Source organism: Rhodococcus sp. 21391 (genome assembly GCF_016772255.1).
Classification (GTDB): domain Bacteria; phylum Actinomycetota; class Actinomycetes; order Mycobacteriales; family Mycobacteriaceae; genus Rhodococcus_F; species Rhodococcus_F opacus.
The window spans coordinates 5,189,800-5,216,480 of the sequence record NZ_CP063781.1 but is presented as its reverse complement, the minus strand read 5'-3'; the positions used below and the strand labels follow the sequence as shown (position 1 = coordinate 5,216,480).

General features: G+C 68.8%; 1 protein-coding gene. It reads left to right on the top strand.

Annotated elements, in window-relative coordinates; genetic code table 11:
* Nucleotides 1-108: 108 nt before the first annotated feature.
* Nucleotides 109-26,676 carry a non-ribosomal peptide synthase/polyketide synthase gene (locus tag GO592_RS24120; protein ID WP_202714988.1) on the top strand — a complete coding sequence of 8,856 codons (26,568 nt, stop codon included), beginning with the start codon at nt 109-111 and terminating at the stop codon, nt 26,674-26,676.
* Nucleotides 26,677-26,681 lie beyond the last annotated feature (5 nt).

Genomic DNA, 26,681 nt, shown 5'->3' with positions numbered 1-26,681 from the left:
AATTTTCTGGGGGGCGGGGAAAAGCTACCGCCTCCCGCCTTCGCGAGCCAGGATCAGGACGCGGTCACGCTGTGAGCGGTCGGGGATACCTTATGGGGAGGAACCGCCGTGAAGCCCGTCGACACGCGAAAGCCGGCTACACACGATTCGGGCGCGGTGCCCTTCCCGCTGTCTGCGGCGCAGCGTGCCACCTGGTTCGCGCAGCAACTCGACCCCGCGGTGCCGATCTCGGTAGCGCACTACGTGGAACTGCACGGCGACCTCGACATCGACCTGTTGCGACGGGAGACCATCGCGGTGGCCCGCGAGTTCCAGTCGCCGTTCCTCAAGGTCGTCGAGGTCGACGGCCGGCCGATGCAGTACGTGGACCACACCACCGACACGTCCATCGCCGTCATCGACTTTCGCGGTGAGGACGATCCGGTCGCCGCAGCGCACGAATGGATGGACCGGGACTACCAGGCCCCACTCGATCTCGACACGGATCGACTGTTCGAGACCTCGATCCTCTGCGTGGGAGAGTCGCACTACCTGTGGTACAGCCGCATTCACCACGTCGCGCTCGACGGTTACGGCGCCATGACACTGATCAACCGCATCGCGCACCGGTACTCGGCCTCGATGTCCGGGAGCGAACCGGATCCGAATCGGGCCGCGACCCTGCACGAGCTGTACGACGTCGACGCCCGCTACCGGTCCTCCGACCGCTTCGTGGCCGATCGGGAGTACTGGGCGAAACGAGTCGAGGCAGTCGAAGGATCGACCCTGGCCGACGCGACCGCGCCCGCACTCGCCAGGAGCAAGGTCGAGAGTGCCCTGCTGTCCGAGGCGGCCGTTTCCGGAATCCACAACGCCGACAGTCAGGCAAACGCCACCGCGGCAGTCACGATCATCGCCGCCTTCGCCTGCTACCTGTCGCGGATCACGGCGAAAACCGATGTTCTCGTGAATGTTCCGATGTCCGGCCGGACCACGTCGGTGCTGCGCAACTCCGGCGGCATGATGGTCAACGTCGCACCGCTGCCGATCACGGTCGACGAGGACGAGACGGTCGCGGACCTCGTGTCGCGGGTCAGGCGAGAACTGATGGGCGCGTTGCGGCATCAGCGGTGCAGTATCGAGGACATCCGCCGCGACGTGGGCACGGGCACTGGCGCCGAACTCCACGGCCCCATGGTCAACGTCATGCTGTTCCATCAGAACGTCCAGCTGGGCCCGCTGGTCGGCGAATACCACATCGTCACGTCGGGTCCGGTGGAAGATCTGCTGGTCAACGTGTACCCGAGCGGGACGCCGGCCGAGATCTTCGTCGATTTCCGGGCCAACCCGAACCGATACGAGGACTCGGCACTGCGCCTGCATCACCGGCACTTCGTCGCACTGCTGGAAGAGTTCATCTCGGCAGACCCGCGGGCCCGCGTCGCGACGATTCACGAGGCCACGGCCCTCGACGGTGCGCGACGACGCCTCGCGGCGCACCAACTCGAGTACTGGAAGGATCGGCTGTCGGGGATGCCCGAGGTGCTGAATCTGCCGTCCGATCGGCCTCGCCCCGCCGCGCAAACCCGAGGGGAAGGCCGCGTCGACGTTGCGATCGGTGCAGAGGCACATGCCGGAGTGGTGGCCCTGGCGCGGGAACACGAGACCACCACGTTCTCGGTGCTGCACGCGGCCTTCACCGTTCTGCTGAGCCGGCTGTCGGGTGCCTCGGATGTGGCGATCGGAACGACGACCGCGATGCACGACGGCCGGAACCTCGTGGTGCTCCGCAACCGCGTCGAACCGGACACCTCCTTCACACATCTCCTCGGCCACGTCCGCGACGTCGATCAGGAGGCGTTCGAGCACCGCGACGTCCCTTTCGAACAGGTGGTCCGGACACTCGCGCTCAGCGATTCGCCCGCATACTCGCCGATCGTCCAAGTCCTGTTCGAGTGCCGCGAGGGGGCGGAGACCTCCGGGCTCGGCCGATTCGACCTACAGGTGACCGCGACCGAGGCCGTCGACGCCGACGGCACCCCGTCCGGGATCACGGCGACACTCGGTTTCGCCACCGATCTGTTCGACCCCGGGACGGTACATGGCCTCGGCGAACGGTTCCGCCGAATCCTGCAGACGGTCACCGGCGACCCGGCGCTCGCCGTCGGCGACATCGACATCCTGTCCGATACCGAACACGCGACCCTCGTTCCGGTCTCCGGCGTGCCGGGACGTCCGGGTCGCACGCTTTCCGAATTGTTCTCAGCGGCAGCACGAACCAATCCCACCGGTGTCGCGCTCTCGTATCGCGGTGTCGAGGTGACCTACCGAGAATTGGACGAGCGCTCGAACCAATTGGCACGCGTCCTCGCCGAACGCGGCATCGGGCCGGAGAACTTCGTGGCACTGGGCTTGACTCGCTCGATCGAGTCGGTTCTGTCGATGCTGGCGGTGGCCAAGTCTGGTGCGGCCTACGTGCCGGTGGACCCGAACTACCCGGCCGAACGCATCGAGCACATGCTCGACGATTCGGGCGCTGCGCTGGGGGTGACGGTGTCCGCCGTGCGTTCCCGGCTACCGGACGCCATTCCGTGGCTGGTGCTCGACGACGAAGAATTCCGGTCGCTCTGTGCGACGCAGCCGGAATCCGCCGTGACCGACGCGGAGCGGACGCGGCCTCTCCGCGTGGAGAATCCGTCGTACGTGATCTACACGTCCGGTTCCACGGGCCGGCCCAAAGGCGTCGTGGTCACACACGGTGGCCTGGACGACTTCGCGGCCGAGCAGCGCTCACGATCCGGGGCCACACAGACGTCCCGGATTCTGCACTTCTCCACACCGAGTTTCGACGCGTCCGTATCCGAGTACCTGCACGTGTTCGCCGCCGCCGCCACCATGGTGATCGTTCCGCCCACGATCTACGGCGGCGCCGAGTTGTCCCGCCTCCTGACGTCGGAACGGGTCACCCACGGATTCGTCACCACTGCCGCGCTCGGAACGGTCGAGCCGGACGGACTCGCCGACTTCCGGGACGTGGTGTTCGGTGGCGAGGCGTGCCCGCCGGAACTGGTGAAGCGGTGGGCGCCCGGTCGCAGATTGTGCAACGCGTACGGGCCCAGCGAGGCGACCGTCATGTCGAACATCAGTGCACCGTTGTCACCGGACGGAGCCATCACGCTGGGCGGTCCGCTCCGCGGATTCCACGAGGTCGTCCTCGATGCGCGGTTGAACCCGGTGCCGGTAGGCGTGGCCGGGGAGCTGTACGTCTCGGGCGACGCCCTCGCTCGCGGATATCACGGTAAATCAGCGTTGACGGCGGAACGGTTCGTGGCCAACCCCTTCGGCGGCCCCAGCGACCGGATGTATCGCACCGGGGACGTGGTGCGGTGGCGAACCGACCGCACGCTGGAATACCAGGGCCGCAGCGATTTCCAGGTGAAGGTACACGGCTTCCGCATCGAGCTCGGTGAGATCGACACCGTCCTCCATACCCATCCGCGGGTGCGGACCGCAGTGACGATGCCGCGAACGGCACCGTCCGGCGACACGGTGCTCGTGTCGTACGTGCTGCCGGCAGCAGGGCAACAGCTGGCGACTGCCGAGTTGATCGACTATGCCGCAGAGCAATTGCCGACGTACATGGTGCCGGCAGCGATCGTGGCACTGGACGAGATCCCGATGACACCGGTGGGGAAGCTCGATCGTGCCGCATTGCCGGCGCCGGAATTCCTCTCCACGGCCACCGAGTTCCGTGCGCCCGTCACTCCGGTGGAACGGGCCGTCGCGCGAGTGTTCGCCGACGTGCTGGGTGTGGAACGAATCGGCCTCGACGACAGCTTCTTCGACCTCGGCGGAAATTCACTGGTCGCGACGAAAGTGGTCGCGCGGGTCAACGCCGCACTCGGCGCCGACCTCGTGGTGCGGACCCTGTTCGAGGCGCCGACGGTGGAGGCATTGGCGGGATGGATCGAGGGTGCCCACGCGAGGCGCCCCGACCGCCCGGACCTGGTGGCGCGGACACGCCCCGACCGGATCCCGCTGTCGCTTGCCCAGCAACGTATGTGGTTCGTCAATCAGTACGACACCTCGTCGCCCGCCTACAACATTCCGATGGCGCTGCGACTGTCCGGAACTCTCGACGTGGAGGCGCTCCGGGCGACGGTGGCGGATGTCCTCGAACGACACGAATCGCTCCGCACGGTGTATCCGGCGTCGGTGGACGGACCGCATCAAGTGATCCTGTCACCGGGGGAGGTAATTCCGGATCTAGAGCCGACGGTCTGCGAAGACGAGGACGCAGTGGGCGCGCGGATCGCCGAGTCGACTGCTCAGGGCTTCGACGTGAGCACCGAGGTGCCCGTGCGTGGTGCCCTGTTCCGGACCGGTCACGACGAGCACGTCCTCATGCTGGTGGTGCACCACATTTCGGCGGACGGAGCGTCGCTGGCCCCGCTCGCCCACGACCTGATGGTGGCGTACTCGGCGCGGCTGCAGCAGCAGGCTCCCGACTGGCGGCCACTCCCGGTGCAGTACGCCGACTACAGCCTGTGGCAGCGGGCGGCCCTCGGCAGCGACGAGAATCCCGGCAGCATGATGTCGGCGCAGTTGGAGTACTGGAAGCAGACGCTGTCCGGGCTCCCCGACGCGATGGATCTTCCATTGGACCGGCCGAGGCCCGCGGAAAGAGCGCTCCGGGGTGGGATCGTCCGGTTCTCGGTGTCGGCGGAAGATCATCGGGAGCTTCTCCTCCTCGCGCGGCAACACAATTCCACGATGTTCATGGTGATGCATGCGGTGCTGGCGGTGTTGGCGGCGCGGCTGAGCGGTTCCGGCGACATCGCGATCGGGACGCCGATCGCCGGGCGGGGCGAGGAAGCACTCGACGACGTGGTGGGGATGCTCGTCAATACCCTGGTCCTGCGGACGACCGTCGAGCCTGCCGCAACGTTCGGCGAGGTGCTGTCCCGGGCGCGGGAAGCGGATCTGGCGGCGTTCGGTCATGCCGAGGTTCCCTTCGAGAGCGTGGTGGACGCGGTCGCACCGACCCGCTCGACCGCCTATTCACCGCTGTTCCAGGTTCTGCTGGAGTTCCAGAACACCGCCCCGGCGCACCTCGACCTGCCGGGACTGACGGTGGAGATCCTCGACGTCGACTCCGGTGTGTCCAAGTTCGATCTGCAGTTGACCCTCGCGGAGCGTTACGACGCGTCCGGGATGGCAGCGGGCATCGAGGCGTCGTTCACGTTCGCGTCGGATGTGTTCGATCCGGACACGGTCGTGGGATTCGGGGAGCGGTTCCTCCGGATTCTGGCGGGAGTGATTGCGGATCCGGATGCGCCAGTAGGTGATGTGGAGGTTCTGGGGCCGGGTGAGCGGGCGTTGGTGGTGGGTTCGTGGAATGCGACGGGTCACCCGGTGCCGCACACCACCCTCGCCGATCTGCTCGATGCGCAGGTGGGTCGGACCCCGGATGCTGCGGCGGTGGTGTGTGGCGGGACGGTGTTGTCGTATGGGGAGTTCGGTGCGCGGGTGAATCGGCTGGCGCGGTTCCTGATCGGGGCGGGGGTGGGTCCGGAGTCGTCGGTGGGTGTGGCGGTGCGTCGTTCGGTGGAGATGCTGGTGGGGATGTACGCGGTGGTGAAGGCGGGTGGGGCGTATGTGCCGATAGATCCGGATCAGCCTGCCGAGCGGGTGGGGTTTGTGGTGGCGACGGCGGATCCGGTGTTGGTGCTGACCACATCTGGGGATGGGGTGGTGGTGCCTGCGGGTGTGCGGGTGGTGGAACTCGACACCCTGGATGTGTCGGGGTTTTCGGCCGGTGTGGTGGGGGATGGGGAGCGGTTGTCGCGGTTGCGTCCTGCTCATCCGGCGTATGTGATGTTCACGTCGGGGTCGACGGGTCGGCCGAAGGGGGTGGCGGTTCCGCACGAGGGTGTGGTGAACCGGTTGTTGTGGATGCAGGATCGGTACCCGCTGACGTCGGAGGATGTGATCCTGCAGAAGACGCCGGTGACGTTCGATGTGTCGGTGTGGGAGTTGTTCTGGCCGTTGATCGTCGGGGCGCGGTTGGTGATCGCGGAGCCGGACGGGCACCGCGACCCGGCCTATCTTGTGAACGTGATAACCGAGAATGACGTCACGACAGCACATTTCGTCCCCTCGATGTTGGCCGTATTCACCGCGGAACCGGCAGTGACGCGATGCACGAGCCTGCGGCGTGTGTTCGCCTCGGGTGAGGCGTTGCCCGCGCGGACGGCGTCGAGGATGCGGACACTGGTACCCGGTGCCCGGCTCCACAACTTGTACGGTCCGACGGAGGCGTCGGTGGATGTCACGTTCCACGAGGTGACGGAGGCGGATCGGAGGGTGGTGCCGATCGGGGCGCCGGTGTGGAATACGCAGACGTTGGTGCTGGACGGGCGGTTGCGGCCGGTGCCGGTGGGGGTGGCGGGGGAGTTGTATCTCGGGGGCGTGCAGTTGGCGCGGGGGTATCGGGGGCGGCCGGATTTGACGGCGGATCGGTTCGTGGCGAATCCGTTCGGTGCGGGTTCGCGGTTGTATCGGACGGGGGATCGGGTTCGGTGGTTGCCGGGTGGGGAGTTGGAGTATTTGGGGCGTACGGATTTTCAGGTGAAGTTGCGGGGTCAGCGGGTCGAGTTGGGGGAGATCGAGGCGGTGTTGTTGCGCCGGGAGGATGTGGCGCACGCGGTGGTGGTGCTGCGCGGGGATGGGTCGTCGGGGGAGTATCTGGCGGGGTATGTGGTGCCGGTGGCCGGGGCGGTGGTGGACGAGCGGGTGGTGCGGGAGTGGGCTGCGGTGGCGTTGCCGGGGTTCATGGTGCCGTCGGTGGTGGTGGTGCTGGCGGAGTTGCCGGTGACGGTGAACGGCAAACTCGACCGCAAGGCCCTGCCCGAACCAGATTTCGGCAGCGCTACTGTGGGTTTCGTCGCTCCCCGAACCCCGATCGAGGGAATAGTGGCCGCCGTGTGCGCCGACCTGCTCGGTGTCCCGAGGGTAGGCGTGAACGACGACTTCTTCGCCCTCGGCGGAAACTCTCTGATCGCCACCAGGTTGGTCGCGCGGATCAATGCGGCCGTCGGGGACCGGATCGGTATTCGCGACGTGTTCGACGCCCCCACCGTGGCCGGTCTGGCGGCGCTGGCCGAGGCGCACGACGGGCTGGAGGCCAGACCACCGCTGAAGCCCAGGGAAGGTACCGCGGAAGTCCCCGTGTCGCCCGCCCAGCAGCGGATGTGGTTCATCAACCAGTTCGACACCACCTCGTCCGCATACAACGTCGCGTTCGCGTTGAGGCTCGAGGGGCGGCTCGACGTGCGTGCGCTCCGGGCGGCGGTTGCCGACGTCATCGAACGGCACGAGGCCGTGCGCACGATCTTCCCGCTCACCGACGACGGACCGCGCCAGGTGATCCTGCCCGCGGCGAGCGCGGTGCCCGACCTCGAACCGATCGCGGTGTCGGGGGAAGCCGAGTTCCGCGAACATTCGCGGAGAGTGCTGTCCGCAGGATTCGACGTGACGACGCAGGTGCCGTTGCGCGCACGACTGTTCAGCCTCGACGCGGACGTGCACGTGCTCGCGGTGGTGGTGCATCACATCGCGGCCGACGGCTTCTCGATGGCACCGTTGGCCCGCGACGTCATGGACGCGTACGTGTCCCGGGTGAACGGGTCGGCACCGGAGTGGGCTCCGCTCGAGGTGCAGTACGCCGACTATGCGCTGTGGCAGCGCGAGTGGCTGGGATCGGAATCCGATGAGAATTCGCCCATTTCCCGACAGCTGACGTATTGGACCACCACGCTGTCGGATCTGCCCGAAGTGCTGGAGTTGCCCACGGATCGTCCCCGTCCCACCGTCCGGTCACTTCGCGGCGGCCACGTCGAGTTCGTGATCGGACCCGAGGTTCATGCCGGTGTGGTCAGGCTGGCGCGGCAACACTCCACGACGGTGTTCATGACGTTGCATGCCGCGTTGGCGATCATGCTGGCACGCGTGAGCGGTGCGGACGACATCGCAGTCGGGACGCCGATCGCCGGTCGCGGCGAGCGCGAACTCGACGACGTGGTGGGCATGTTCGTCAACACCCTCGTCCTGCGCACCCACGTCGACGGCGGCGCCACCTTCTCCGAGTTCCTGGCCGGCGTTCGGGAAGCCGATCTGGGCGCCTTCACCCATGCGGACGTCCCGTTCGAGCGGGTGGTGGAAGTCCTGAGTCCTTCCCGGGTGACGGCGTACGCGCCGCTCTTCCAAGTGATGCTGGAGTTCCAGGACATCGAGCGTCCCACTCTGGAATTGCCGGATCTACAGGTTCGGAACATCGAACTCGAGATCGACACCGTCAACTTCGATCTGCAGTTGACGCTGGCCGAGAACGTCGATGCCGACGGCAACCCGACCGGCATTGCCGCGGGACTGGGCTACGCGACCGATCTCTTCGACGAGGATACGGTGCTCGGCTTCGCGGAACGACTCGTGCGCATTCTCGAGGCGGTCACGGCCGACCCCGGCGCCCGGGTCGGAGACATCGACATACTCGGACCGCTGGAGCGTGCCGTACTGTCCCCGGTGACGGGCGGTGCGGCGGTAGCGGCACGGACGCTGCCGGATCTGATGGCCGAGGCGGCCACGAACGATCCGGAGGCCCCCGCGTTGGTCTACGACGGGCGTGTCGTGCGCTACGGGGACCTCGACAGGCGATCGAACCAGTTGGCCCGCATGTTGATCGAGCGCGGCGTCGGCCCGGAATCCGTCGTCGCCCTGTGTGTGCCGCGGTCCGTCGAATCCGTCCTGGCCGTCTGGGCGGTGGCCAAGTCGGGGGCCGCCTTCCTTCCGGTGGATCCGGACCATCCGGCCGCACGGATCGAATTCATGCTCACCGACTCCGGCGCCGTGTGGGGTGTGACGGGCTCGGCGCAACGCGGCGCACTTCCGGACGCGGTGCCGTGGCTGGTGCTGGGCGACCCGGGTCTCGAGGACAGGCTGTCGCACTATCCGTCGTCGCCGGTCACCGATGACGAGCGGACGTCGACGATTCGGATCGACAATCCCGCCTACCTCATCTACACCTCGGGGTCGACCGGCAGGCCCAAAGGTGTGGTCACCACGCACCGCGGTCTCGCCGCCTTCGCCGCCCAGGAGAGGGAGACATTCGGTACGACACCCGAATCCAGAACGCTGCACTTCGCATCGCCGAGCTTCGACGCGTCCGTCCTCGAACTGCTGCTGGCGGTCGGCGCGGCAGCCACGATGGTGATCGCACCGCCGTCCGTCTACGGCGGTGCCGAATTGGCGCAGTTGCTGGAATCCGAGCGGGTCACGCACTGCTTCGTCACTCCGGCGGCGCTGGCGTCGGTCGACCCCGACGGTCTCACCGCCCTCGAGTGTGTGGTGACGGGCGGCGAGGCGTGTCCGCCCGAACTGGTCGCGCGGTGGGCGCCGGGCCGTCGCATGTTCGACGCGTACGGTCCGACCGAGTCGACCGTCGTGTCGAGCATCAGCGACGAACTGGTACCGGGGGCTCCGGTCACGATCGGCATGCCCACGCGTGGTTTCGCCGAGGTCGTACTGGACTCGCGACTGCACCCGGTGCCGGCCGGTGTGGCAGGAGAGTTGTATCTCGCAGGTCCCGCCCTCGCACGCGGGTACCGCCGGCGGTACCCACTGACCGCCGAACGCTTCGTCGCCGACCCCTTCGGCCCGCCCGGAAGCCGGATGTATCGCACCGGCGACCGGGCACGCTGGCTTTCCGACGGTCAGTTGGAGTACCTCGGGCGCACCGATGCCCAGGTGAAGATCCGGGGCTTCCGCATCGAACTCGGTGAGGTCGAGTCGGCGCTGCTCGCGCACGACTCCGTGGCCCACGCGGTCGCGAGCGTGTGGAACGGGGACGGCGGCGGCGATCGGCTGATCGGGTACCTGGTGCCCGCACCGGATGCGACGGTCGATACGAGGGCTGTCCTCGACTTCGTCGGGGGCAGGTTGGCGTCGTACATGGTGCCGGCGGCGCTGGTGACACTCGAATCGCTTCCCCTGACGGTGCACGGAAAGCTCGACCGCACAGCGCTTCCGGCCCCGGACTTCGCGGGTTCCGGGAGTCGGCCGCCGCACACCGAGACCGAGGAGCTTCTCGCCGGACTGTTCGAGGAGGTGCTCGGACTGGACTCGGTGGGCGTGGACGACTCGTTCTTCGCCCTCGGCGGTGACAGCATCATGTCGATACAGCTGGTGGCCCGCGCACGGTCCGCCGGTGTGATCCTCTCTCCCCGAGACGTGTTCGACCACCGAACGGTCGCCGGTCTCGCCGCGGCGGCGCGATTCGACAGCGACGGCACAGTGGCTCTCGACGAGCTGCCGGGCGGTGGTGTCGGCACCCTGCCGCTGACACCCGTCGCGCGCTGGACGTTCGAGCGCAGCGGCGGGCGGCTCGACAGGTTCTCGCAGGCGCTGTTGCTGGCCGCCCCCGCCGGTCTCACCCACGAGGTTCTCGTCCGCGCCGTCGAGGCGGTACTGGACCGGCACGACCTGCTCCGCGCGCGTGTGTCCGCGGACGAGATGGACGTGCTGCCGCCGGGCTCGGTGCCTGCGGACGCACTGGTCCGTCGGGTGCCGGTCGACACGGTGACGGGAGACGACTTCACCGCGCTCGCGACCACGGAACTCGATGCTGCGGCCGACCACCTGGACCCCGCCGCGGCCAGCATGGTGCGCGTGGTCTGGTTCGACGTCCCAGGCGACGTCGGGCGACTGCTCGTGGTGGTACACCACCTCGTGGTCGACGGCGTCTCCTGGCGCATCCTCGTCGCGGATCTCGCGTCGGCGTGCATCCGACTCCAGGCCGGTCTCACCCCGGACCTGCCGGCAGTCGGAACGTCGATGCGGCGGTGGTCGCACGGCCTGTCCGAAGCGGCGCGGCACCGGACCGGCGAACTGGCCTCGTGGGAGAAGATCCTCGACGGCCCGGACCCGCTGATCGGTTCGCGCCCAATGGATCCCGCGATCGACGTCGACGTGACCGTCGGCACCGTCAGGGTCGACGTGTCGTCGTCGGTGACCGGCGCCCTGCTCACCACGCTTCCGGACGCGTTCCACGGGAGCGTGGGCGACGGGTTGCTCGCCGCGGTCACGCTGGCACTGATCGCCTGGCGACGGGAACGGGACGCCCCCGTCTCGGACGCGCTGATCACCCTCGAGGGGCACGGCCGCGAAGAGCAGGTCGTCTCCGGCGCGGACCTGTCGCGTACCGTCGGCTGGTTCACCACCGTGTATCCGGCGCGGTTGGATCTCACCGGAATCGACGTCGACGACGCGATGGCAGGTGGTGTCGCGGCAGGGCAGGCGGTCAAGGCTGTCAAGGAGCAGTTGCTCGCGATCCCGGATCACGGGATCGGCTTCGGACTACTGCGCTACCGGGGCGACGAGACGGCGCAGTCCCTCAGCCGATTCCCGGCTCCGCAAGTGAGTTTCAACTATCTCGGTCGAGTGACCACCACGGACGGAGCCGAGGACTGGCTGCCGGTGGAGAGCACGCTCGGCGGCACCCGGAATCCCGACATGCCCGTCGCATCCGTGATCGACGTCAACGCCGTCGTCTCCGACAGTCCAGACGGACCCCGTCTGATGGCGTCGTTCGCATTTCCGACCGGGGTCCTCCGCGAGGCCGAGGTCGCGGCGTTCGCGGATCTGTGGCGCCGCGCCCTCGCCGGACTTGCCGCGCACGCGTCACGACCGGATGCGGGCGGGCTGACACCGTCCGACGTTCCGCTCGTGTCGGCGAACCAGCAGCAGATCGAGCGCTGGGAGGAGCGTTTCCCGGCACTGCGGGACGTGTGGTCGTTGTCTCCGCTGCAGTCCGGGTTGCTGTTCCATGCTTCCCTGGCCGCGGAGTCGATGGACGTCTACACCGCCCAACTGCGCATCGACCTCGAGGGTGCGGTCGACGCCGAACGTCTGCGCGCCGCCGCGGCAGGGCTGCTGGCCCGGCATTCCAGCCTGCGGACCGCGTTCGTCTACGACGACGGGGTGCCCGCACAACTGGTGGTCGACACGGTCGACGTGCCGTGGCGGGAGGTGGATCTCACGCTCGACGGGCCGGCCCCCGACACGGAACTCGCGCGCCTGCTCGACGAGGACCGCAGTGCCCGATTCGACCTCACCCGGCCGCCGCTGCTCCGGCTGACCCTGTTCCACACCGCACCGGAGCGCTTCGTGCTGGCGGTCACGAATCATCACATCATCCTCGACGGCTGGTCGATGCCGCTGCTGGTGCGGGAACTGCTGGTTCGCTATGCCGCCGACGGCGACCCGGCCGGGCTGCCGGAGCCGCCCTCGTACCGCACGTATCTGGACTGGGTAGCAACCCGGGACGCGGAGGCGTCGGTGCGGGCCTGGGAACGAGCGCTCGACGGTGTCGAGGAGCCGACGCTGGTGGCGCCCCACGCGTCCCCGGCGCTCTACGGTGTGCCCCACGAACTCGACGTCGAACTGCCCGCCCCGGTGCGGGGCGGACTCGCGGCGGCGGCGGAGCGCGCCGGCGTCACCGTGAACACGGTGATTCAGGCGGCGTGGGGGATGCTGCTGTCCCGGTTACTTTCCCGCGACGACGTGGTCTTCGGTGCCACCGTGTCCGGTCGTCCACCGCAGCTGCCCGGTGTCGAGAACATGCTGGGACTGTTCATCAACACGGTGCCCGTGCGAGTGCGGGTGGACCCGGACGAGAGCGTCGCGCGACTGCTCGCCCGCCTGCAGGACGAGCAGACGTCCCTACTCGACCACCATCATCTCGGCCTCGGCGAGATTCAGTCGCGGGTGGGTGTGGGCAATCTGTTCGACACGCTGTCGGTGTTCGAGTCGTTCCCGATCGACACGTCCGGGCTGGACGAGAACACCGACATCGGGGGCATGCGGGTGACCGGTCTCGATGCCCGCGACGCCACGCACTATCCGCTCACGCTGCTGTCGATCCTCGAACCACGGCTGCGATTGAGTCTGCGCTACCAACCCGGAGCCGTCGACCGGGACGATGCCGGAGCGCTCGCCGACCGCCTCGTCCGGATTCTCGTGACGATCGCCGGCGATGTGGACACCGCGGTCGGTGATGTGGAGGTTCTGGGGCCGGGTGAGCGGGCGTTGGTGGTGGGTTCGTGGAATGCGACGGGTCACCCGGTGCCGCACACCACCCTCGCCGACCTGCTCGACGCGCAGGTGGGGCGGACTCCTGGTGCTGCGGCGGTGGTGTGTGGGGATGTGGTGTTGTCGTATGGGGAGTTCGATGCGCGGGTGAATCGGCTGGCGCGGTTCCTGATCGGGGCGGGGGTGGGTCCGGAGTCGTCGGTGGGTGTGGCGGTGCGTCGTTCGGTGGAGATGCTGGTGGGGATGTACGCGGTGGTGAAGGCGGGTGGGGCGTATGTGCCGATAGATCCGGATCAGCCTGCCGAGCGGGTGGGGTTTGTGGTGGCGACGGCGGATCCGGTGTTGGTGCTGACCACATCTGGGGATGGGGTGGTGGTGCCTGCGGGTGTGCGGGTGGTGGAACTCGACACCCTGGATGTGTCGGGGTTTTCGGCCGGTGTGGTGGGGGATGGGGAGCGGTTGTCGCGGTTGCGTCCTGCTCATCCGGCGTATGTGATGTTCACGTCGGGGTCGACGGGTCGGCCGAAGGGGGTGGCGGTTCCGCACGAGGGTGTGGTGAACCGGTTGTTGTGGATGCAGGATCGGTACCCGCTGACGTCGGAGGATGTGATCCTGCAGAAGACGCCGGTGACGTTCGATGTGTCGGTGTGGGAGTTGTTCTGGCCGTTGATCGTCGGGGCGCGGTTGGTGATCGCGGAGCCGGACGGGCACCGCGACCCGGCGTACCTCGAACGGGTGATCCGCGAGGAAGCGGTCACCACGGTGCATTTCGTGCCGTCGATGCTCGAGGTGTTTCTGGCGGGGGCGAACGTGGAGGGGTGCGGTGCGCTGCGCCGGGTGTTCGCCAGCGGTGAGGCGTTGCCGTCGGCAACGGCGGCACGTCTGCGCGGGGTGAGCGCGGTGGAGCTGCACAATCTGTACGGTCCGACGGAGGCGTCGGTGGATGTCACGTTCCACGAGGTGACGGAGGCGGATCGGAGGGTGGTGCCGATCGGGGCGCCGGTGTGGAATACGCAGACGTTGGTGCTGGACGGGCGGTTGCGGCCGGTGCCGGTGGGGGTGGCGGGGGAGTTGTATCTCGGGGGCGTGCAGTTGGCGCGGGGGTATCGGGGGCGGCCGGATTTGACGGCGGATCGGTTCGTGGCGAATCCGTTCGGTGCGGGTTCGCGGTTGTATCGGACGGGGGATCGGGTTCGGTGGTTGCCGGGTGGGGAGTTGGAGTATTTGGGGCGTACGGATTTTCAGGTGAAGTTGCGGGGTCAGCGGGTCGAGTTGGGGGAGATCGAGGCGGTGTTGTTGCGCCGGGAGGATGTGGCGCAGGCGGTGGTGGTGCTGCGCGGGGATGGGTCGTCGGGGGAGTATCTGGCGGGGTATGTGGTGCCGGTGGCCGGGGCGGTGGTGGACGAGCGGGTGGTGCGGGAGTGGGCTGCGGTGGCGTTGCCGGGGTTTATGGTGCCGTCGGTGGTGGTGGTGCTGGCGGAGTTGCCGGTGACGGTGAACGGCAAACTCGACCGGAAAGCGCTGCCGACACCGGAATTCGGCACGCGCACCGTCGGATACCGCGCCCTCACCACACCCGTGGAGGAAGCGATCGCCACGGCCTTCGCCGCCGTCCTCGGGGTCGATCGCGTCGGGGCCGACGACAGCTTCTTCGACCTCGGGGGAGATTCGCTCAGTGCCACCCGGGTGGTGGGACGCATCAACAGCGCACTGGACACGACTCTGGGTGTCGCGGCGCTGTTCGACGCACCCGTGGTGTCCGATCTGGCCGTCCGGATCGACTCGGACGTGAGGACGAGTTCCGGCTCCCCGGCACTCACCGCGACGGCGCGGCCCGAGCGGATTCCCCTTTCCGTCGCGCAACAGCGGATGTGGTTCGTCAACCAGTTCGACACCTCCTCACCGGCCTACAACATCCCGGTCGCCCTGCAGTTGGACGGCGTGGTGGACCTGGCTGCGCTACAAGCGGCACTCGGCGACGTCATGGAACGCCACGAGTCGCTGCGGACCGTGTTTCCCGGTTCCGCCGACGGCCCCCGGCAGGTGATCGTCGACTCCACGCTCGCGACCCCCGACCTCGAACCGGTCCCCGTTGCCGAAGGAGCCCTTCACGACTCGCTCACCGCATTCTTCGGCGTGGGATTCGACGTCACCGAGGACCTTCCGATCCGGGTGAGGCTGTGGACACTCACTCCCGAGCGGCACGTCCTCGCCCTCGTCGCGCACCACATCGCGGCCGACGGCTTCTCGATGGCGCCCCTGGCGCGCGACCTGATGCTCGCCTACACCGCCCGCGCACAGCAGCAGGCACCCGGCTGGGCGCCGCTGCCCGTGCAGTACGCCGACTACAGCCTGTGGCAGCAACAGGTACTGGGCACCGAAGACCAGCCCGATTCGGTGATGTCCGGTCAGCTCGGGTACTGGGTCCGGACATTGTCGGGCATCCCGGACGTGCTGCCACTGCCCCTGGACCGGCCCCGACCCGTCCATCGGTCCTTCCTCGGGGCCGTCGTCCCGTTCGACATCCCGCCATCCGTCCACGAAGCTCTGGCCGAGCTTGCACGACAGCACAATTCGACGCTGTTCATGGTGGTGCACGCCACGCTGGCCGTGCTGCTGGAGAGGGTGTCGGGATCGGACGACGTGGTGGTGGGAACCGCGGTCGCGGGCCGGGGCCACGCGGCACTCGACGACGTCGTGGGGATGTTCGTCAACACGCTGGTGCTCCGCACACCGGTGGCGCCGGGATCGTCGTTCGCCGACGTGCTCACCGCCGTGCGGTCGGTGGACCTCCGCGCGTTCGAGCACGCAGACCTTCCCTTCGAGCGGCTGGTGGACGAACTCGCACCCGAGCGGTCGACCGCGCACTCGCCCCTGTTCCAGGTGTTGCTCGAATTCCAGAACGCCACCCGCACCCACCTCGAACTGCCCGGGTTGACCGCCCGGTCGCTCGACGTCGATCTGGACGTCGCGAAGTTCGATCTGCAGCTGAGCCTGGTGGAGCGGGTCGACGAGCAGGGCGTGCCGGCCGGGATCAGCGCCGGCCTCCGCTACGCGACCGATGTGTTCGATCGCGCGTCGGTGGAGAGTGTCGCGGAGCGCTTCGTGCGGGTGATCGAGGCCGTGACCACCGACCCGACCGCACCCGTCGGGGACGTCGACATCCTCCACGCCCCCGAACGCGAGCTCCTGCTCACCGCCGCGCATCGGCCGGGGACCGATGTCCCACCGCTGTCGCTCGTGGATGCGTTCGATCGCATGGTGGCATCCGCGGGCGATGCCGTCGCGGTGCGCTGCGACGACGCGTCGGTGACGTACCGCGAGCTCGACGACCGGGCCAACCGGCTCGCGAGACTGCTGGTGAAACAGGGGGCAGCCGCGGAAACCCTGGTAGCGGTGGGGATGACGCGGTCGATCGACCTCGTCGTGGCACTGCTGGCGGTGGTGAAGTCGGGAGCCGGGTACCTTCCGGTGGACGTCGCTTCTCCTGCCGAGCGGTTGGCCTTCCTGCTCGGCGACGCCCGGCCGAAGTGTGTGCTCACCACGACCGCGGACGCCGAGACCTTCCGCGGCGCCGGGGTTCCGGTGGTTGTGGTGGACGATCCCGAGACAGTGACTGCGCTGCAGAAGCTGTCGTCGCTGCCGGTCACCGACACCGACCGCCGTGCTCCGCTCCACCTGGACTCGGTGGCGTACGTGATCTACACGTCCGGTTCCACCGGGCAGCCGAAGGGCGTGCAGGTCTCGCACCGCAACGTGATCACGTTGCTGGCGAACACCCAGACACTGTTCGGATTCGGACCGGCCGACGTGTGGACCATGTTCCATTCCGCCGCGTTCGACTTCTCGGTGTGGGAAATGTGGGGAGCGCTCGCGCACGGCGGCCGGCTGGTGCTGGTGGACTACTTCACGGCGCGCTCACCCGCAAGGTTCCTCGAACTCCTGCGCGACGAAGCAGTCACGGTCGTGAATCAAACCCCCACCGCCTTCTACCAATTGGCGGAGGCCGATCGCCTCGCCGGTGGTCCCGGCCTGTCGCTGCGATACGTGATCTTCGGCGGGGAGGCCCTCGAATTCGGCCAGTTGCGGCGCTGGTACGCACGCCGCGGCGACGCCGCACCGGTCCTGGTCAACATGTACGGCATCACGGAAACGACCGTGCACGTCAGCCACCTGCCGATCCACCGGGACCTCGTCGAGGAGGAGTCCGCATCGGTGATCGGCCGGGGACTGCCCGGACTGCGCGTGTACGTGCTCGACGGACGACTCCATCCGGTGCCGTCGGGCGTGGTCGGCGAGATGTACGTCTCGGGTGCGCAGGTTTCGCGCGGCTACCTGGGCCGGGCCGCCCTCACGTCCGGCCGATTCGTCGCCGACCCCTTCACTCCCGGGGCCCGCATGTACCGGTCCGGCGACCTGGGCAGGTGGAACGGGCACGGACAGCTGGAGTACCTCGGCCGCAACGACCTCCAGGTGCAGGTGAAGGGCTACCGGATCGAACTCGGTGAGGTGGAGTCGGCGCTGCTCGCGTGCGAGGGAGTGGCGCAGTCTGCGGTGACGGCACGCGCGGACCGGTTGGTGGGGTACGTGGTGCCGGAGACCGGTGTCGCGATCGACCCGGCGGCGATCATCGATACGGCCGCCGAGCGATTGGCGTCGCATATGGTGCCGGCCGTCGTGGTGGTTCTCGACGAGATGCCGCGGACGGTGAACGGCAAACTCGATCGGAAAGCTCTGCCCGAACCGGACTTCGGACTGCGAGTGACCGTGGGCCGCGGTCCGGTCACCGAGACGGAACGGACCCTCGTGGAGCTGTTCGCGGAGGTCCTCGGCCTCGACTCGGTGGGGGTGGACGACTCGTTCTTCACCCTCGGCGGGGATTCGATCATGTCCATCCAGCTGGTCACCCGCGCCAAGGCCGCCGGGATACTGATCTCGCCGCGCGAGGTGTTCGAGCGCAAGACCGTTGCCGGGCTGGCCGCGGCGGCCGGAACGGATGACGGGACGGTGGTTCTCGACGAGCTGCCCGGGGCCGGGATCGGCGAGATTCCGCTGACCCCGATCGTGCGGTGGATGCTCGCCCGGGGCGGGGATTTCCGCCGCTACTCGCAGTCCGCACTGTTCACGCTGCCCGCCACGGTGGACGACGACACCCTGACGGCGGCTCTGCAGGCCGTGCTGGATCGGCACGACCTGTTGCGGGCCCGGCTGTACCGCACGTCCCGCACCGAAGAGGGCTGGTCGATGGAAGTGCAGGCCGAAGGATCGGTGCGGGCGGCGAGCGTTCTCCGCCGGGGCCGGGGGGACGATGTCGGCGCCGAACTCGACAGTGCCCTCGATCGGCTCGACCCGGAGTCGGGCGTGATGATGCAGGCGGTCTGGCTGGACGGCGGCGACCATCCGGGGCGCGTGCTGATCGTCGTCCATCATCTGGCGATGGACGGTGTGTCCTGGCGGATCCTGATCCCCGACCTCGCGGCGGTGTGCGCGCAACTGCAGTCCGGCGCGGCACCGGCGCTCGAGCCACCGGGAACGTCGATGCGCCGGTGGGCACATGCACTCGCCGACGCCGCGCGTGAACCCCAGCGCACCGCCGAGGTCGAACTGTGGCGGGGAATGCTGAACGCGCCCGACCCGCTGCTGGGGTCGCGCCCGGTAACCGTGTCGGACACCGCTGCGACCGCCGCGTACTTCGCGGTACGCGTTCCTGCCCCGTTGACCGAGACCCTCCTGACAACCGTGCCGCGGGCCTTCCACGCCGGCGTGGGAGATGCGCTGCTGACGGCACTGACCATGGCGCTGACGAGTTGGCGGCGCCGCCGCGGGATCGAACTCCCCGGCGCGCTGGTGGGTCTCGAGGGACACGGTCGCGAGGAGCAGGTGGTGCCGGGCGCGGATCTCGCGCGCACGATCGGCTGGTTCACCACCCTCTTCCCGGTGCGACTCGATCTGAGCGGGGTGGACCTCGACGACGCGTTCGCCGCGGGCCCGTCCGCGGGGGTCGCGCTCAAGACCGTGAAGGAGCAACTCCTCGCCGTTCCCGACCACGGCATCGGTTTCGGACTACTCCGGTACCTGAACGACGAGACGGCGCAGGTTCTTTCGCCGCTGGCGATGCCCCAGGTCAGCTTCAACTATCTCGGCAGAATGGGCCGGACCGCCATGGAGACCGACGAGGGGTGGGTGCCGGTCGAGGAACCCGGACTGCGCGAGAAGTCGGCGGTGCCCGTCGCGGCCGTCGTCGACGTCAACGCGATGACCGTCGACTCGGGCGACGGCCCCCAGCTGAACTCCACGTGGACCTACCCTCCGGGCGTCCTCACCCACGAGGGGGTCGAGGAACTCGCGCAGCTGTGGCTGCAGGCGCTCGCTGCTCTCGGCACGCATGCGGAGTCGGGTGGCGGCGGGTTCACGCCGTCGGATCTCGATCTCGTCGAGCTTCGACAGGATGCGATCGAGGACCTCGAACACATCTGTCCGGACCTGACGGACGTGTGGCCGCTGTCGCCCCTGCAGTCCGGCATGCTCTTCCACTCCGAACTCGCCGACGACTCCCTCGACGCCTACCTGGTGCAGGTGAGCCTCGAACTCGAGGGCGCCGTGGATCCGCATCGACTGCGCCGCGCGGCCGACGCCCTGCTGGACCGGCACGCGAATCTGCGCGCCTGCTTCCGGCACGACGCCGACGGCAACGCCGTTCAGGTGATCCGTCGAAGGGTGGAGGCGCCCTGGCGCGAGGTCGATCTCACGGCTCTCGACGAGGACGCTGCGGCGTCCGAGGTCGCGCGACTACTGGCCGAGGATCGGGGTCGCCCGTTCGACCTGACGCGTGCCCCGCTGATCCGGTTCCTGCTGATCGCGACCGCGCCGAACCGCTACCGACTGGTGTCGACGAACCACCACATCCTCCTCGACGGCTGGTCGATGCCGCTGCTGGTCCGGGAGTTGCTGACGCTGTACGCCACCGACGCGGACCCGTCGCCGCTGCCCCGCGTCCGCGGGTACCGCGACTACCTGGGGTGGATGAGCCGCCGAGATCAAGGCGCCTCCCGTGAGGTGTGGGCTCGGGCCCTCGCCGGGGTGGACGGACCGACGTTGCTTGCCCGCTCGGACCGGGGACGGCGGCTGTCCACGATGTCCGACGAGTTCGTCTTCGACCTGGACGAAGACCACACCACCCGCCTGCGCGACGTCGCGCGTTCGCGGGGACTGACCGTCAACACGATCGTTCAGGTCTCGTGGGGGATTGTGCTGGGTACGTTGACCGCCCGTGACGACGTGCTGTTCGGCGCCACCGTCTCGGGGCGGCCCCCCGAACTGGCCGGCATCGAGACGATGGTCGGACTGTTCATCAACACACTGCCCGTCCGGGTGAGGCTGCGCCCCGACGACACGGTGGGCGCCCTGCTGGAGCGGGTGCAGGCCGAGCAGGCGGCGTTGCTGGATCACCACTACCTCGGGCTGGCCGAAATCCAGAGTGCCGCCGGACCGGAGGTCGGATTCGACACGTTGACGGTGTTCGAGTCGTACCCCGTCGACCGCGCCGGGCTCTCCACCGAGACCGACATCGCCGGAATGCGCGTCGCCGGAGTGGACGCGCGAGATGCGGCCCACTATCCGCTGAGTCTCGTGGCATCCGTCGACGCTCGTCTGCGCCTGAAGTTCGAGTACCTCCCGGACGTCTTCGACACGGACACCATCGACGACATCGCCGGACGCGTGCTGCGTGTACTCGACGCGTGCGCTCGTCCGGACCAGCCGCTGGCCGCGCTGTCGCTGCTGACCGACCGGGAGCGCGCCGATCTGGTGCCGGTCCGCGGCGGTCCGGGCGGGTCGACCCGCACGCTGCCGCAAATCCTCGAAGAGGGGGCCGCGCTCGATCCGGGGGCGATCGCACTGTCCTCCGAGGACGGCGACGTGAGCTACGGCGACCTGGACGAGCGGTCGAATCGTCTGGCGCGCGCACTCATCGCGCGGGGGGCGGGCCCGGAGACGTTCGTGGCCATCGGGGTACCGCGGTCCCTCGATTCGGTGCTGTCGGTGTGGGCGGTGGCGAAGACCGGTGCGGCGTTCGTGCCGATCGATCCGAACTACCCCGACGAGCGCATCACTCACATGCTCGTCGATTCCGGAGTCACTCTCGGCGTGACCACGACCGAACACCGAGACCGGCTCCCGGGCACCGCACACTGGCTGGCCCTGGACGAACCCGGCTTCGCGACCGAGTGCGCCGAGCGCCCGGCGGCAGCCGTGACCGATGTCGACCGGAGCGGTCCGATCACGCTGGACACCGCCGTGTACGCCGTGTACACGTCGGGGTCCACGGGTGTGCCCAAGGGTGTGGTGGTCACCCATCGCGGACTGGACAACTTCGCTCTCGACCAGCTCGAACGTTTCGGTGCGGCACCGCAGTCCCGGACTCTGCACTTCTCCACACCGAGTTTCGACGGGTCGGTGTTCGAGTACCTGCAGGCCTTCGGTGCCGGCGCGACGATGGTGATCGCGCCGCCCACCGTGTTCGGCGGCGACGAACTCGCGCGGCTTCTGGCCGACCGGAGCGTGACCCACGCCTTCATCACCACCGCTGCGTTGGCGTCACTCGATCCGGCCGGGCTGGCGCAGCTCACGGACCTGGTGTTCGGCGGCGAGGCCTGCCCGCCCGAACTCGTCACCCGCTGGGCGCCGGGCCGCCGGCTGTACAACGCGTACGGACCGACCGAGACGACGATCATGTCCAACATCAGCGAGCCGATGGTCTCCGGGCACCCGATCACCATCGGCGGGCCGATCCGCGGGGTGACGGAACTGGTGCTCGACTCCCGGCTGCAACCGGTCCCCGTGGGGGTTCCGGGCGAGTTGTATCTCGCCGGGGCCGGCCTGGCCCGCGGCTACCACCGCCGACCGGCACTCACCGCCGAGCGGTTCGTTGCCGACCCCGTCCGTCCCGGGGAGAGGATGTATCGCACCGGCGACATCGTGCAGTGGACGGCAGACCACAGCATCGAGTACGTGGGCCGCACCGACTTCCAGGTGAAGGTGCGCGGTTTCCGCATCGAACTCGGCGAGATCGACTCCACCCTCATGTCGGAACCGGACGTCGGATTCGCCGCCACTCTCGCGCATCGCGGTCCTGCGGGAGACACTCTGCTGGTGTCGTACGTCGTTCCGACGTCGGGTCGCTCCCTCGACACGGGGGTACTCACCCGGCACCTGGCGGACCGCCTGCCGTCCCACATGGTGCCCATCTCGATCACCGTTCTGGATCGCATTCCACTGACGGCGGTCGGCAAGCTGGACCGCACGGCACTGCCCGAGCCCGACCTGCTCTCCGGGACGGGGCACGACCGGGTGCCGATCGGTCCGATCGAGGAAACCGTGGCCGGAGTCTTCGCGGACGTACTCGGGCTGGGGCGTGTCGGCGCCGACGCCGGTTTCTTCGACATCGGCGGCAACTCCCTGAGCGCCACCCGGGTGATGGCGCGGCTGCGAGCGTTACTCGGCACCGAGTGCGGGGTGCGTGATCTGTTCGAGGCGCCCACGGTCGCCGCGCTGGCGGCACGGATCGAGCACGCCGGTGCGGAGCCGTCCGGACGACCGGTGCTCGCGGCCCGCACCCGGCCCGAGGACATTCCGCTGTCGTTCGCGCAGCAGCGGATGTGGTTCGTCAACCAGCTCGACACCACCTCGGCCGCCTACAACATCCCGATCGTGGTGACACTCAGCGGGGACCTCGATGTGGGAGCACTGAATTCGGCGCTCACCGATGTCGTCGCCCGGCACGAGTCGCTGCGCACGATGTTCCCGGTCCGCGGCGACTGGCCGGTTCAGCAGATCCTGCCCGCCGCGGGTGCGGTGCCCGCGCTGATCCCCGTCACCGTCTCGGACGAGCAGCTGCGGGGGGAAGTGACCCGGCTGGTCTCGGCAGGTTTCGATGTCACCGTAGGGCTTCCGCTGCGGGTCGGGCTGTATTCACTGAGCGCCACCGAGCACGTACTCGCCGTGGTGGTGCATCACATCTCGGCAGACGGGTTCTCGATGGTCCCGCTGGTGCGCGACGTGATGACGGCGTACGGCGCCCGCGTCTCGGGCGGCGCGCCCGACTGGGCGCCCCTGCCGGTGCAGTACGCCGATTACGCCCTGTGGCAACGGGAGTCGCTGGGTTCGGACGACGACCCCCAGTCGCTGATTTCGCGGCAACTCGACTACTGGACGACCGCGCTGGCCGGCGCCCCCGATCTCCTGGAACTCCCCACCGATCGGGATCGGCCGTCCCAGCAGTCCTTCCGCGGCGAGCGCATCCACTTCTCCGTCGACAGCGACCTTCACCGTCGCATCCGGGAGTTGTCGCGTCGTCTCGGCTCCACCGAATCCATGACCGTGCACGCCGCCCTGGCGGTGTTGCTCAGCCGCCTCGGTGGAACCCCGGACGTCGCCGTCGGCACCCCGATCGCCGGCCGGGGAGAGCCCGCACTCGACGATCTGGTGGGCATGTTCGTGGGCACGCTCGCCCTGCGCACGCAGGTGGATGCGGCCGAGTCGTTCACCGCCCTGGCCGCGCACTGTCGTGACGTCGACCTCGGCGCCTTCGCGCATGCCGACGTTCCGTTCGAGCGGGTGGTGGAGGCGGTCGGGCCGACCCGATCGACGGCGTATGCGCCGCTCGTCCAGGTCTCGCTGGAATTCCAGAACAACGAGCGGCCGGTCCTGACTCTGCCGGGAATGGAAGTCCGTGGAATCGATCCCGGGCTCGCCGTCGTCAAGGTGGATCTCGAATTCCTCCTGGCGGAGGAGTTCGACGCGAACGGTGCGCCCGCGGGGATGAACGGCGCCGTCGACTTCGCCGCCGATCTCTTCGACCCCGACACGGTCCGTGGCTTCGCCGACCGTTTCGTGCGGATCCTCGATGCCGTCACCGTGAACCCCGACCGGCCGACCGGCGACCTTCCCCTCCTCGACGAGGCGGAGTTGCGGGCGATGGTCCCTGCCCGCGGCGCGCCGGAGGTGCGCCCCGAGCTGTGGCCCGACCTGCTGACGGCCGCCGCCGCGCTCGACCCGGACTCGGTGGCCCTGTCCCTCGAGGACCGGCGCGTGACCTACCGCCAACTCGACGAGTGGTCCAACCGGGTGGCCCGGGTTCTGCGCGGCCGCGGGGTGGGACCGGAGACGTTCGTGGCTGTCGGCATGCCCCGGTCGATCGAGTCGGTGATCTCGATCTGGTCGATCACCAAGGCGGGCGCGGCGTTCGTGCCCGTCGACCCCACCTACCCGCGCGACCGTATCGAGTACATGCTCACCGATTGCCGGGCTGCGCTCGGCCTCACCGTGAGGACTCGCCGGAGCGCCCTGCCCGACACCGTTCCGTGGCTGGTCCTCGACGACGAGGACTTCGCCGCGCAGGTGGCGGACGTGTCGTCGGCACCGATCACCGACGAGGATCGGACGAGTCCGTTGCACCTCGCCCACCCGGCCTATCTCATCTACACGTCGGGGTCGACCGGAAGACCGAAGGGCGTGACCGTCACCCACCGGGGCATGGCCGATTTCACCGCGGAGACGCACGAACGGTTCCAGGTCACGCACGAGTCCCGGGTCTCGCAGTTGGCGTCCCCGAGCTTCGACGCGTCGGTGTTCGAGCTGATGATGGCGTTCAGTGCGTCGGCGCGCGTCGTGATCGTGCCGCCTGCCGTCGTCGGGGGCAGCGAGCTGGCGGATCTGTTCCGTCGTGAGCAGGTGACCCATGCGACCATCACGCCGACCGCGCTGGCGGCCCTCGACAACGACGGACTCGATTCGCTCCGGGTCCTGGATCTGGTGGGCGAGGCGTGCCCGCCGGAAGTGGTGGCGCGGTGGGCGCCGGGGCGGAGCCTGCACAGCGGGTACGGGCCCACGGAGACCACGATTCAGGCGAGCGTCAGCGCCGCGATGCGACCCGGTGAGGGCGTGAACATCGGGGCTCCCGCACGGGGTTTCGCGTTCCTGGTCCTCGACGAGCGGCTGCAGCCGGTCCCGGTCGGCGTGCCGGGCGAGTTGTACATCACCGGACCCGGACTGGCACGCGGGTACCACAACCGGACGGCGCTCACCGCGGAACGATTCGTCGCCTGCAATTTCGGGGAACCGGGCACCCGGATGTACCGGACCGGCGACGTGGTGCGCTGGCGGAAGACGGCAAGCGCACTCGAGTACATCGGCCGCAGCGACTTCCAGGTCAAGGTCCGTGGTTTCCGCATCGAACTCGGGGAGATCGACGCCGTGCTCGCCCGGCACCCGGCGGTTGCGTTCGCCGCCACCATCGGCCACACCGGCCCGTCCGGTGACACCGTGCTCGCATCGTACGTGCGGGTTCAGGACGGGCAGGAGGTGGAGTCTGCGGGGCTGCGCACCTACGCGTCCGAGCGCCTGCCCACCCACATGGTGCCGTCCGCGGTGGTCGTTCTGGATCGGATTCCGATGACCCCGGTGGGCAAGCTCGACCGGAAGGCGTTGCCCGCCCCGGAATTCGGCTCGACCGGTGCGGCATTCCGGGCACCGGCCACGGACAACGAGCGCATCGTCGTGGACGCCTTCGCGGAGGTACTCGGAGTGGACCGGGTGGGCACCGCGGACAGCTTCTTCGATCTCGGTGGAAATTCGCTCCTCGCCACCAGGATCGTCAGCGCCCTGCAGGCAGCGTTGGACCGGAGGGTCCCGCTGCAATGGATGTTCCTCGACCCGACACCGGCGGGAATCGCCCGCCGCCTCGACCTTCCACACCGGAGCGCCGGTATGGAAGAGGCACTCGCCGTGGTGATTCCGCTGCGCGCGCAGGGAAGCGGGCGACCGCTGTTCTGCGTGCATCCGGGCATCGGCCTGTCCTGGGGATACGCAGGTCTGGTGCAGTATCTCCCTCCCGACCGGCCGGCATACGGACTGCAGCTGCCCACGATCAGCGGTGACGGCGACTACCGGACGATCGAGCAACTGGCCCACCGATACGTCGAGGAGATGCAGGCCATCCAGCCCACCGGCCCGTACGACCTGCTCGGCTGGTCCCTCGGCGGGGTCATCGCGCACGCCATGGCCGTCGAACTGCAGAGGGCCGGCGAAGAGGTCGCGACACTCGCCGTCATGGACAGCTACCCCGTGGGCGGCGAGGACCCGCTGGTCGGCAGGCTGGAGATCCGGGACCTCCTGCGCGGGCTGGGACTCCAGACCGAGGGCGACGGTGAGATGACCTACGAGCACGCGGCCCGGTTGATCGACGAGTCGTTCGGGACCGAGACCGGAGTGCGCGGGCACGACCTCGAACGGATCACCGCGGGATACGAGAATTCGCGGTGGCTCGCCCACCACTTCGTGCCGCGGGTCTACGACGGGGACCTGCTCATCTTCCCCGCCACGCGCGACGGGGACGGCGCGACCCGTGCGCGGTCGGCGGACGAGTGGCGGCCGCTCGTGACCGGCCGGATCGACGAGCGGCCCGTGGACTGCGGGCACAACGAGATGATCGAGCCGCAGTCCCTCGGCGTCATCGGGCCCGTGCTCTCGCGCGCGCTCGCCGAACGGCCGTGAATCGG